Raw genomic sequence first — 11621 nt, forward strand, 5'->3', positions numbered from 1 at the left:
GACGCCTGCGGCGCAGTCCTGCTTGCAGTCTCACCTCCAGCCCCTCCAGAACCCCGTGGGCGCCCGAACCGATCCCCACAAGCTGAGGTCGATTCAAAAAGAGTCCCCAGGAGGCTGAAACGGGGGAGGGGGCCGCGGCGAACGCCGCGGCCCCCTCGTGCCGTGTCCGGTCAGCCGCCTCAGGCGCCGACCAGGGCCAGCGCCTCGGCGCCGGCGTTGAGCATGATCTCCTCGACGTTGTCGGGCATGACCAGGTCCTCGGCGGAGGCGTCCTCGGTGAAGGGCGGGTGCATCTGGTACTGGACCCGGATGTTGAGGTTGGCGCTGCGGATCACCAGCGTGGCCTCGGGGATGTCCTCACCCAGGAAGTCGTACTTGGTGAGGACGTAGTGGGCCTCGTCGCCGAGGTCCACCTCCTTGTCCTCCTCCACGTTCGCGGCGTCGTAGAAGGTGTTGTAGTCACCCTCGCCCCTGAGCTCCTGCACCGCGGTCTGGAAGTCGCTGGTGGCGGCCTCGACGGAGTCGGCGGCGGAGTAGGGGACCTGGTAGCTGATCTCGAACATCGCGTAGCTCTCGGAGGGGTTGCCCTCCGGGGCGGCGCCTTCGAGGCTCTCGCAGTAGGAGTTGTTGTCCTGGACGTACTTGTCGCCCTCGTCCTGGATCAGGAAGTCGGAGAGCACCTGGTCGGTGAAGGCCTGGCAGGGCTCGGCGGGGACGGCGTAGGGGGGCTCGCCCGCGGGGGCGGCGTCGGTGTCGGGCTCGGTCGTCTCACCGCCGCCGGTGGTCTCCTCCGTGCTCGGGGCGGGCTCGGGCTCGGGGGCCACGGTCTGCTGCCCGCCGCCGTTGGTGACGAGCACGACCAGGACCGCGATGACCAGGACGACGATCACGGCGCCGCCGCCGATCACGACCCACAGGCCCGCCTTGTTGCCGCCGCCTTGGGGCTGCTGCGGTGGAGGGGGGTATCCGGGGCCGCCGGGACCGCCGCCGTAGGGCGGCTGGCCGCCCGCGTACATCTGCTGGTCCGGGGAGCCGGGGAAACCCGCGGGACCGCCGTAGGGCGGCTGGCCGCCGGTGCCGGGATCGCCGTAAGGGCCGCCGTGGGGCGGCTGCCCGCCGGTGTTCGGGTCGCCGTAGGGGCCGCCGTGGGGCGGCTGCCCGCCGGTGTTGGGGTCACCGTAGGGGGCGCCGTGGGGCGGGCCGTAGGGCGGTTGGCTCCCACTGTTGTCCCCACCGCCGTATGGGTTCTGCGGCGGCTGGTTGTATGGTCCGTTTTCGCTCATGGCTCCCCTCGCCCGTGTGTGATGACCGTGTTGTCTGGGACGCGTGTGTGCGCCGTTGGGTTCTCACGACTTCCCGTGCGGCCCCGGAAGGGGCCACGGTGGCCGTGTGGGGGAGGCGCACCTGTCGCCACTGCCGTCCCGCGGGCGAGGGCGGGGGAGTGGGCGGGCGTTCCCCGCCTCCGTGCGGAGGTTGCGGTGGACCGGGGGACCGGCCACCGGGGGCGGTGGCCGGACGGAGCCGAAGGCGTCCTTCGGTCCGGGCCGGGACGTGTGCATCCTAGCCGTGAGTGGTGTCCCCTGGGCAGGTCAGACCGGGGGTAGCGGGATGAATCGTCACTGTTTTGTGTCGGTTGTGCAGGAACTCATCCCGCACGTGACGCAATCGTGACGCCGTTCCCCGCGCGGTCGCGCCCCGCGCGGGGTAATGGGGCGTCCGTCGGGGGCGCCGCCGGATCAGAACATCGAGATGTGCACGTGGTCGAAGTGGTTCTCGGTGATGCTGCCGCGGTCGGCCATGTCGCGCCAGCCCTCGTCGCCACGGCGGATGTCCCAGATCTGCTGCCGGTAGATGATGTACATGATGCCGAGGCGGTCGGCGTTCTCCTGGGCCCATTCGGAGATCGCGTAACCGCGGTCGATCTGCTCCTGTGAGGGCGTGTTCCCGTTGGGGTCCACCATGAAGTCGCAGGCGCGGCCCTTGGGGTGCTCGCCGACCACCCAGCCGCCGACCTCCCGGTAGCAGCCCACGCCGCCCACGTCCCTGCCCTCGCCGAACTCCTCGATGATCAGCTCGCGCATCTGCTCGGTGCGCGGGGTGATGTTGTACTGGCCGCCCATCGGCTGCACGGGGTGGTCCGCGATCATCTCCTGGACCTCCTCGCGGCGCCCCTCCAGCTCGTCCAGGTCCTCCTCGGCCGCGGCCAGCTGCTCCTCGGCGTTCTCCTGCGCGGTCTCGTCGCGCTCCAGGGCCTGGCTGAGCTGGTCGATCTTGTCCTGGTTGCTGGTGGACAGGTAGTCGATCACCACCGCGCGGTCGATGATCTCGTCGGGGTCGGCCTCGACGAACAGCGACATGGACAGGCCGATCCCGCTGCTGGTGTAGGTGGCCACCGCCAGGGCGCGCACCTGCTCGCGCGCGTCCTCCACGTCCTCGCGGGTGCTCTGGGCCCGCTCCTCGGCGCGCTCGGCCTCCTGGATGACGCCCTCCATGTCGCGCAGCTCGCCGTTGAACTCCTCGCTCAGGGTGTCCGCGCGGTCCTGGAGGGCGCTCATGTCCTCCGGCTCGGCGGGCACCGGCGCCGCCACCGCCGTGCCCTGGGGTGCGAACAGGAAGCCGCCCAGCACGGCCAGCGCCAGCGCGGCCACACGCGCGCGGCCCGGGCGCGCAGCGGCGGCGAGGAGCCCGGCCAGGGCCCGGGCGCGGTCCGGCCAGCTGAGTTCGGGAGGGTCGGGAGCCCAGAAGTCGGCGAATTCGTCCACTCGGCTCAGGTCGTCGGGCTGCACGGTGTGGTCGCTCCTCGGGCCCGCGCGGCCCCCGGGCACGGGGGCGGAGCGGGCGCTGTTTCTCGTCGTTTCCCCAGAGGGGCCGACAGCCGCGGGAGCGGCCTCCGGCCCTGGCCTCCCGCGCACACCCGGGAGCCGGGGGCGAGAGTAAAGGGACCGTCATGAGTGTAGGCACTCGCGCGGTTATTCGGGAGGGACGGGACGAATCCACCGTGCCGCGAGGGCCCCGATGTGGTGGAGGTAACCCGATCCGAACAGCGAAATCGGGTGAACCGACTCTTTTCCCCGTGGTTGAGTAGGAAACGTGAAGGCTTGTGCGCACGACCCAGCGACCACCGCGCCCACGCGGTCGGACACCGCCGAGCGGTGTCTTCCGCTGCCCGGCGGGCGCTGTCGTGTCCGCCCGGTTCCGTGGACCCGCCCGCAGCCCCCGGACACCGGGGAGTAGGGGGAGACCACCGCCGAGGGCGGCGCGTCCCCCGACCGGCCGCCCCGCGCGGGCGAGCCGCCACCGGCACCCGCCCGACCACCGGCGCGCCGCCGCCCGCGCCCGCGGGGCGCTTCCGTACGCTCGGACGCGGGCGACGGGCCCGCGCCGGACCCCGCCGGGCGCCACACCACCGCCAGACGTCGATGGGAACACCGTGATTGACGCAGTGGGCCTCCACAAGGCCTACAGGTTGAAGAAGCACCGGGTGACCGCCCTGGACGGGGTCGACCTGCACGTCGAGCCCGGCGAGATCTTCGGTGTGGTCGGCCAGAGCGGCGCGGGCAAGAGCACCCTGCTGCGCTCGGTCAACCTCCTGGAGCGCCCCGACGCCGGAACGGTCCGGGTCGACGGCGAGGAGCTGACCGCGCTGCGCGGCGCGCGGCTGCGGGTCGCCCGCCGCCGCATCGGCATGGTGCACCAGCACTTCGCCCTGCTGTCCTCGCGTACCGTCGCGGGCAACGTGGCCTTCCCCATGGAGGTCTCCGGCGTCGACCGCGCCCGCCGCAGGAGGCGCGTGGGCGAACTCCTCGAACTCGTGGGCCTGGGGGACAAGGCGCGCGCCTACCCCTCCCAGCTCTCCGGCGGCCAGAAGCAGCGGGTGGGCATCGCCCGCGCGCTGGCCTCCGACCCCAAGGTGCTGCTCAGTGACGAGGCCACCTCCGCGCTCGACCCGGCCACCACCGACGCCATCCTGGCCCTGCTGCGCCGCCTGCGCGACGAACTGGGCCTGACCATCCTGCTGATCACCCACGAGATGGACGTGATCAAGAGGATCTGCGACTCCGCGGCGATCATGGAGAACGGCGCGTTCCTGGAGTCCGGCCGGGTGCTCGACCTCATCGGCACCCCCGGTTCACTGCTGGCGCGCTCGCTCTTCCCGCTGCCCGCGCACGGCGGACCCGACACGGTCTACGTCACCTACCCGCGCTCCTTCGACGAGCCGCTCATGTCCGAGCTCACCCGCCGCTTCGACGTGGACGTCAACATCCTGGGCGGCGGCGTGGAGGAGGTCGCCGGGCAGTCCGTGGGCCGCCTGAGCGTGGACCTGCGCGGCGACCGCCGCGACCAGGCGCTCGCCTACCTGTCCGAGCACGGCCTGCTGGTCGAGGAGGCCCGCAAGTGAGCACCAACCCCGCCGACGTCCTGCACCTCGCCGCCGCCACCGGGGGCACCGGCCCCTGGGACGCCGTCGTCGCGTTCGTCCAGGCCTGGCCCGCCATGTGGCCGGACCTGTGGCTGGGCACCCTGGACACCGTCTACATGGTGTGGTGGGCCACCGTCGTCAGCGTCCTGTTCGGCCTGCCGCTGGGCGTGCTGCTGGTGGCCACCGACCGGGGCGGACTCATCCCCGCACCCGCCGTGCGCGCCGTGCTCAGCGCCGTCGTCAACATCGGCCGCTCCCTGCCGTTCATCGTGCTGATGGTGGCCGTGCTCTCCCTCACCCGCCTGCTGGTGGGCACCACCCTGGGCCCCACGGCCGCGATCGTGCCCCTGAGCATCGGGGCGATCCCCTTCTTCGCCCGCCTGGTGGAGACCTCCCTGCGCGAGGTGGACCGCGGGGTCGTGGAGGCCGCGCACGCCATGGGCACCCGCCGCGTCACCATCGTGGGCAAGGTGATGCTGCCCGAGGCCATGCCCGGCCTCATCGCGGGTCTGGTGATGACCGTGGTCACCCTCATCTCCTACTCGGCGATGGCCGGCGCCATCGGCGGCGGTGGACTGGGCGACCTGGCCATCCGCGAGGGCTACCAGCGCTTCAACGACCACTACCTGTGGGCCACCGTCATCCTGCTCATCGTCATCGTGCAGATCGCGCAGAGCCTGGGCGACCTGCTGGTGCGTCGCCTGGCGCGGCGCTGACGCGACGGGGTACACCAGAGAACGACCCCCTCCCCCCACGAGTTGTCCCGGCGACACGGAGGGAGACGGCGATGACCGAGGACGCGAGGAGGCGCGCGGTGCGGGGCGCCGCCGCGGCGACGGCGGTGGCCCTGCTGGCGGCCTGCGGCAGCCCCAGCGAACGGGCGCGGGAGGAGACCGGCGGGGAGGACGTGACCGTCCTGCGGATCGGCGCCACGCCGACGCCGCACGCCGAGATCCTGGAGTTCGTCGACGAGAACCTGGCGGCCGACGCGGGGCTGGCCCTGGACGTGTCCGTCTACACCGACTACAACCAGCCCAACGCGGCGCTGGCCGAGGGCGAACTGCACGCCAACTACTACCAGACGCTGCCGTTCCTGGAGGAGTACCTCCAGGGCAACCCGGACGCCGACCTGAGCTACGTGACGGACGTGCACCTGGAGGCCTTCGGTGTCTACTCGCAGGAGCTGACCGACCTGGCGGACCTGCCCGAGGGCGCGCAGATCGGCGTGCCCAACGACACCTCCAACATGGGCCGGGCGCTGGACCTGCTCGACACCGAGGGCGTCATCACCCTGGCCGACACGGGCGAGGAGGCGCCCACGGTCGACGACATCGAGGACAACCCGCTCGGTGTCACGGTCACCCCGGTGGAGGCGGCCCAGCTGCCGCGCTCCCTCCAGGACCTGGACGCGGCGGTGGTCAACGGCAACTACGCCCTGGAGGCCGACCTGGTCTCCACCGCCAACGTGCTGGCCTGGGAGGAGACCGAGGACAACCCCTACGCCAACGGGCTGGTGGTGGCCACGCACGACATCGGCGACGAGGAGATCGCCCGGCTCGACGAGCTCCTGCACAGCGGCGAGGTGCGCGCGTTCATGGAGGAGCGCTGGCAGGGCGTCGTGGTCCCCGTCGGCGGGGAGGGCACCTGAGGGCGGCGTCGGACGGACTACGGGTCTCGCCGCGGGGCGCCGGGGCGGGGCGCTCCGCGGCGTCGCGGAACCGTCTCCGGCACCGCCTGCCCGTAACGTTTGGATTGCGGTGCTGAGGCTGTTGATTGACATCAAGGTACTTCTCTGTTTCTTTTATGGGAGCGCTCCCAAAACGATGTCCCCTCGTCATGGAAGGTGCGTACACCAGCAGTGAACAACCGCAACGATTTCCCTGAGGGCTTCCTCTGGGGGGCGGCCACCGCCTCGTTCCAGATCGAAGGCGCCACGACCGCCGACGGCCGCGGCCGCAGCATCTGGGACACCTTCGCCGAGACCCCCGGCAAGGTCCTGGGCGGAGACACCGGCGACCCCGCCGACGACCACTACAACCGCTACGCCGACGACGTCGCGCTCATGAGCCAGCTCAACCTGGGCGCGTACCGCTTCTCCGTCGCCTGGCCGCGGATCATCCCCGAGGGCACCGGCGCCGTGAACCAGGCCGGGATCGACTTCTACGACCGCCTGGTGGACACCCTCCTGGCGGCCGGGATCCAGCCCTGGGCGACCCTCTACCACTGGGACCTGCCCCAGCCGCTGGAGGACGCGGGGGGCTGGCCCCACCGCGACACCGCCTACCGCTTCCGCGACTACGCCCAGGTCGTGGCCGAGGCCCTCGGCGACCGCGTCAGCGACTGGATGACCATCAACGAGCCCTGGTGCTCGGCCTTCCTCGGCTACGAGAACGGTCACCACGCGCCGGGCCACAAGGACCCGGCCGCGGCCCTGGCCGCCGCCCACCACCTGCTGCTGGGCCACGGCCTCGCCGCCGAGGCGATCCGCTCCACCGGGCACCCCGCCCGGGTGGGCCTGGCCCACAACCAGGCGGTCATCCGCCCCCACGGGCCCAGCGCCGCGGACGCCCGCGCCGCCCGCCGCGCCGACGGCGTGCGCAACCGCATCTTCACCGACCCCCTGCTCAAGGGCCGCTACCCCGCGGACGTCAGGGAGGACCTCGCCGGCGTCACCGACTTCTCCTTCATCCAGGACGGCGACCTGGAGATCACCTCCGCCCCCCTGGACTTCCTGGGCGTCAACTACTACTCGCCCGAGTTCGTCGCCGCCTCCGCCAAGGGCCTGGACCCCGCGCTGGTCAGCGGCGAGGGCGGCGCCTGGCTCGGCGCCGAGCCCGAGGAGGTGCACGTCTCGCAGGGGCTGCCCGTCACGCACATGGGCTGGGAGATCGACCCCACCGGCCTGTTCGACGTGCTCTCCCGCCTGGCGGGGGAGAGCGGCGGCATCGACCTCTACGTCACCGAGAACGGTTGCGCCTTCGAGGACACCGTCACCGAGGCCGGCGAGGTCAACGACACCGACCGGATCGACTACTACGAGGGCCACCTGAGGGCGGCCAAGGAGGCCGTCCTGGCCGGAGTGCCCCTGCGGGGTTACTTCGCCTGGTCGCTCCTGGATAATTTCGAGTGGGCGTGGGGATACTCCCGCCGGTTCGGCATCGTGCACGTCGACTACGAGACGCAGCGCAGGATCATCAAGGACAGCGGTCACTGGTACGCCGAACTGGCCAAGACGGGGCAGTTCCCCGAACGCCGGTAACGCGTCCCGTGGACGCCGCCCGCCGCGCGGCGGGCGGGCGCCCGCGGAGCACGTCCTGGAGTACGCCGGACCTCCGCCGCGCACGCGGCGGAGGTCCGGCGCACCGCGGAAGGACCGTGGGGTGCCCCGAGGGGCACCCCACACAGTCGTTCCGGGCGGGTATGACCGTGGATGCCCGTCGCACACGCCGCCGCCCCGGGGAAGCAGTCCCCGGGACGGCGGGACACGATCCCAGAGGGAGCCTCGAAGTGGCCAAGACCGGTGCTGGTCGGAAGCGTCCGACCCTGGAGATGGTGGCGCAGCGCGCCGGGGTCGGACGAGGGACCGTCTCGCGGGTGATCAACGGGTCCGCGCAGGTGAGCCCCCGCACCCGGGAGGCCGTGCACGCCGCGATCGCCGAACTCGGCTACAGCCCGAACCAGGCCGCGCGCACCCTGGTCACCAGGCGCACCGACACGATCGCGCTGGTCGTCTCCGAGCCCCGGGACCGGCTGTTCTCCGACCCCTTCTTCGCCGACATCATCCGCGGCGTGAGCTCGGTCCTGCACGAGCGCGACCTCCAGCTCATGCTCACCACGGCCCGGACCGAGGCCGAGCACAAGCGCGTGGGCGACTACCTCAGCGGCTTCCACGTGGACGGCGCGCTGCTGATCTCCCTGCACAGCGACAACCCGCTCTCGGCCCGCCTGGCCGAGGCCGGGGTGCCGGTCGTCCACGGCGGTCGCCCGCACTCGCCCGAACAGCCCGCGCCCTACTGCGTCGACATCGACAACATCGGCGGGGCCCGGATGGCCATCCGCCACCTCCTGGAGCGCGGCCGCCGACGGGTGGCCGCCATCACCGGCCCCCTGGACATGAACGCCGGTGTGGAGCGCCTGCGCGGCTACCGCGAGGTCATGGCCTCCGCCGGGCTGGATGTGGACGACCGGCTCGTCGTGCAGGGCGACTTCAGCGTGGAGGGGGGAGCCGAGGCGATGGAGCGGCTCCTGGACACCGGGCTGGAGCCCGACGCGGTGTTCGCCGCCTCCGACATGATGGCGCTCGGCGGGCTGCGGGTGCTGCGCGCACGCGGTCTGAGCGTGCCGGGGGACGTGGCCCTGGTGGGCTACGACGACACCGTCATGGCCCAGCACAGCGACCCGCCGCTGACCACCGTCCACCAGCCCACGGTGCAGATGGGGCAGGAGATGGCGCGGCTGCTGGTGGACGTGGCGATCCCGCGCACGGCGGAGGCCGAGACCGTCATGCTCGGCACCCACATGGTCGTGCGCGAGTCCGCCTGAGCCGCGGGACCTCCCGGCAACGCCCGAGCCCGCGCACCCACCCTCCCGCAGCGCTCTGACCCGCCCGTTCACGCCCTCCCGGGTGGACGCGGCGCGGTGACTGTGCAAGGCTGGTCGCGATTTCGCGGGAGACGGTGGGAGCGCATGGAGCGGGAACCGACACACAGCCGGTGTGCGATTTCCTCGTGCGGATGGTGCGAACGGGACGGCGTCGAGTGCCGGTTCTGCTCCGGCACGGGCTGGTGGCGACCCGAGCGGCCGCATCGCGACGGCAGCGGGGTGATCGTCTGGCTCCGCGTCGACGAGCCCTGCCGCGGGTGCGCGGGCACGGGCAAGGAGCACAGTCCCACCGCCGCCCTCTGAGCGGGGGCGCGCCGCCCCTTCCGCGGTGGACAAGGAGAAGCACATGCGCTGGGTGACCTATCTGTCGCCGAGCGGCGGCAGTGAGCGCGTCGGAGCCCTGGACGACGGCGACGTGCTGGGCAGCCCCGACCCCGTCCGCCTCGCCGACCTGCTGGAGGCGGGCGGTGACGCCCTGGCCGGGGCCCACGAACGCGCCGTCGCCGCGCCGATCGAGATCATCGTCGAGCCGGAGGCGCGCATGTGCGCCCCGCTGGTCCCCGCCGAGCCGGTGCCGGTCCGGGCGGGCGACGACGTCTGGCGGGTCCCCCCGGAACTGGTGCGGGGCTCGGACGACGCCGTGCCGCCCCGGGCGAGGTCGGCCCGCGTGGGCGTGGCCGCCGTCGCCGGGGGAGGGGCGCCGGTGAGCGCCTACACGCCCGCCTGCCTGTGGCTGGACGGCGAGGGGCAGCCGGTGCAGCTGACCCTGGGGCCGGTGCTGACCACCGCCGACGAGGTGCCCGGGGAGCCGCTGAGCGTGAGCGCCTCGGTGGAGGAGGGGGAGCTGGGCCGCGGCCTGGCCGACCCCGCGCACGAGTGGCTGGTGTCGGGTCCCGGGCGGGTGCGCGCGCTGCTGCCGGTGGCGACACCGCCGCTGGAGACCGACGACGAGCTGTTCGTGGACGCCGACGTCCTGGGCACCTTCGAGGTCCGGGTCGGCTCCCAGGTCTGACCGCGACCGCGGGCGGACACGCGTGTTCCCTTTGGGCCTCCGCTCCGCTTCGTCCCACCCGTCGCCCACCACCACTCTCAACGGACGCCTACGGCGCGGTCCTTCTTGTGTTCGGGCGCCCGGAGAGCGGGAACCTCCGGCGCCTACACCGGGTTGGCTCGTGCCCACCCGTCGCCCGCCACCATCCTCAAACGACGCCTACGGCGCAGTCCTTCCGCGAAAACCCGCCTCCGGCACCTCCAGAACCCCGCGGGCGCCCGAACAACCCCTCAGTGCCTGAGACCCGGTTCGAAGAACTGGCTCTACGGGGTGAACTCCCAGTGCCAGGGCTCGAAGCCGCCCCGGGCCCAGGGCGGGTTGTGCCAGCCGTGGGCGGGCGCGTGGGCCAGCATCCACTGGTGCTCGGCCGTGCCGAGGCTGTTCACGCCGCCGCACAGGTCCACGGCCAGGCCCAGGCCGTGCTGGCTGGTCCCGGGCCGGGCGGCCATGCCGGGCAGCATCTCCTGGAACAGGCGCACCTGCTCGTGGTAGGGCCGGTAGGAGTCGGCCACGCACATCGGCCGTCCGAACGCCTCGCGGTAGTCCCCGTCGAGTTCGATGAAGGCCTCGGCCGCGTCGGCGCGCAGCCGCTCGCCGGGCTGGGGCAGGGGGCACAGCACAGACTCCGGGATCCGCCCGTTGGCGTGCGCGGTCGCGACGCCCCCGGTGCAACCGTGGTCGGCGCTTTCCGCGGCCGCGATTTCCTCCCCGCCCTCCTTTTCCCTCTCGTCATCGTGCCAATGGCCATTGTCGTCTTTTTCGTCCTCCGCCGAAACGGCGGTGACGGCGGCCTCCGCCGATCCCCCGGAGGAGTTCGCCGCCCGCGCGTCGCGCAGGGCCTCCTCGCGGCGCCTCTCGGCGGCCTCGGCGTCGCGCACCTCCGCGAGCCGGGCCTCCAGCCGGGTCTGCTCCTCCAGCAGGTCCTCCAGGGCCGCCTCCTGGTCGGCCACGGCCTCCACCGCGTCCTCCCGGGCGCTCTCGGCGTCCTCGACCGCCTCGGCCTGCTCCGCCTGCGCGGTCTCGGCGATCCCGGCGAGGGTGTCGGTGGCCACCCGCGCGGCCTCGGCGCGGCCCACGTCGGCCTCCCGGTGCGAACCGAGCAGGGTGAGGTAGGCGCCCCGTTCGAGCATCCCGGCGGGCCCCTCGGGTCCGGCCCAGGCGGTGACCATGCCCAGCTCACCGCCCTTGTAGGCGGTGGCGGCCTGCCGGGCGGCGGCCAGACGGGCCGCCTCGCCGCGCTCGTCGGCCTCGCCCGCGCGCTCGCGCGCCTCGCCGCTGCGCTCGGTCAGCTCCGTGAGGCGTTCGCGCTCGGCCTCGTAGTGCTCGATCTTCTCCGACGCCTCCCGGCGCAGCGTCTCCATGCCCGCGCGCAGCGCGGCCAGTTCCACCTGTACGCTCCCCAGCGCGGTTCCCGCCGAGTCGCCGTCGGAGGCGGCGCCGGGCGCGGCGGTGGAGAGGCAGAGCAGTACCGCGAGGCCGGCCGGGAGCGCGGTACTGACCGAAAAGGCGCGCACGGAGGGTCCGCGGGTTTTCCCGCGGTCTGAACCC

Annotated in this window: 10 protein-coding genes; 7 read left to right on the forward strand and 3 right to left on the reverse strand. The window is 72.9% G+C overall.

Translation table 11 applies throughout. The features are described 5' to 3' along the window. Nucleotides 1-179: 179 nt before the first annotated feature. Together ACSTA4_RS08215 and ACSTA4_RS08220 are read right to left on the reverse strand one after the other, a co-directional pair. Nucleotides 180-1283: a DUF3558 domain-containing protein gene (locus ACSTA4_RS08215; RefSeq protein ID WP_444963034.1), complete on the reverse strand. Its 1104-nt coding sequence runs from the start codon at nt 1281-1283 to the stop codon at nt 180-182. A 453-nt stretch (nt 1284-1736) separates the two neighbouring features. Then, nucleotides 1737-2786, reverse strand: coding sequence for a coiled-coil domain-containing protein (locus tag ACSTA4_RS08220; RefSeq protein ID WP_444963035.1), 1050 nt, complete (start codon nt 2784-2786; stop codon nt 1737-1739). Between the two features lie 656 nt (nt 2787-3442). On the opposite strand from ACSTA4_RS08220, the gene ACSTA4_RS08225 reads away from it, so the two are divergent. From ACSTA4_RS08225 to ACSTA4_RS08255, 7 genes are all read left to right on the forward strand, one after another. Continuing rightward, nucleotides 3443-4399, forward strand: coding sequence for a methionine ABC transporter ATP-binding protein (locus ACSTA4_RS08225; RefSeq protein WP_150253816.1), 957 nt, complete (start codon nt 3443-3445; stop codon nt 4397-4399). Beyond that, on the forward strand, nt 4396-5136 hold the full coding sequence (locus ACSTA4_RS08230; protein ID WP_047870942.1) for a methionine ABC transporter permease: 741 nt from the start codon (nt 4396-4398) through the stop codon (nt 5134-5136). The genes ACSTA4_RS08225 and ACSTA4_RS08230 overlap by 4 nt, the downstream gene beginning before the upstream one ends. Nucleotides 5137-5207: 71 nt before the next feature. Then, nucleotides 5208-6068: a MetQ/NlpA family ABC transporter substrate-binding protein gene (locus ACSTA4_RS08235; protein ID WP_444963036.1), complete on the forward strand. Its 861-nt coding sequence runs from the start codon at nt 5208-5210 to the stop codon at nt 6066-6068. Between the two features lie 210 nt (nt 6069-6278). Next, the gene (locus tag ACSTA4_RS08240; protein ID WP_444964120.1) at nt 6279-7679 is read left to right on the forward strand and encodes a GH1 family beta-glucosidase; all 1401 of its coding nucleotides are present in this window, start codon (nt 6279-6281) and stop codon (nt 7677-7679) included. A 248-nt stretch (nt 7680-7927) separates the two neighbouring features. Continuing rightward, nucleotides 7928-8962, forward strand: coding sequence for a LacI family DNA-binding transcriptional regulator (locus tag ACSTA4_RS08245; protein ID WP_444963037.1), 1035 nt, complete (start codon nt 7928-7930; stop codon nt 8960-8962). Between the two features lie 144 nt (nt 8963-9106). Beyond that, the gene (locus tag ACSTA4_RS08250) at nt 9107-9325 is read left to right on the forward strand and encodes a hypothetical protein (protein WP_026337935.1); all 219 of its coding nucleotides are present in this window, start codon (nt 9107-9109) and stop codon (nt 9323-9325) included. A 43-nt stretch (nt 9326-9368) separates the two neighbouring features. Next, nucleotides 9369-10034, forward strand: a complete 666-nt coding sequence (locus tag ACSTA4_RS08255) for a hypothetical protein (RefSeq protein ID WP_444963038.1) — start codon at nt 9369-9371, stop codon at nt 10032-10034. A 302-nt stretch (nt 10035-10336) separates the two neighbouring features. Here ACSTA4_RS08255 and ACSTA4_RS08260 read toward each other — a convergent pair whose 3' ends face one another. Then, entirely contained in the window at nt 10337-11587 is a 1251-nt protein-coding gene (locus tag ACSTA4_RS08260) for a D-alanyl-D-alanine carboxypeptidase family protein (RefSeq protein ID WP_444963039.1), read from the reverse strand. Nucleotides 11588-11621 lie beyond the last annotated feature (34 nt).

Source organism: Nocardiopsis sp. M1B1, from assembly GCF_052466615.1.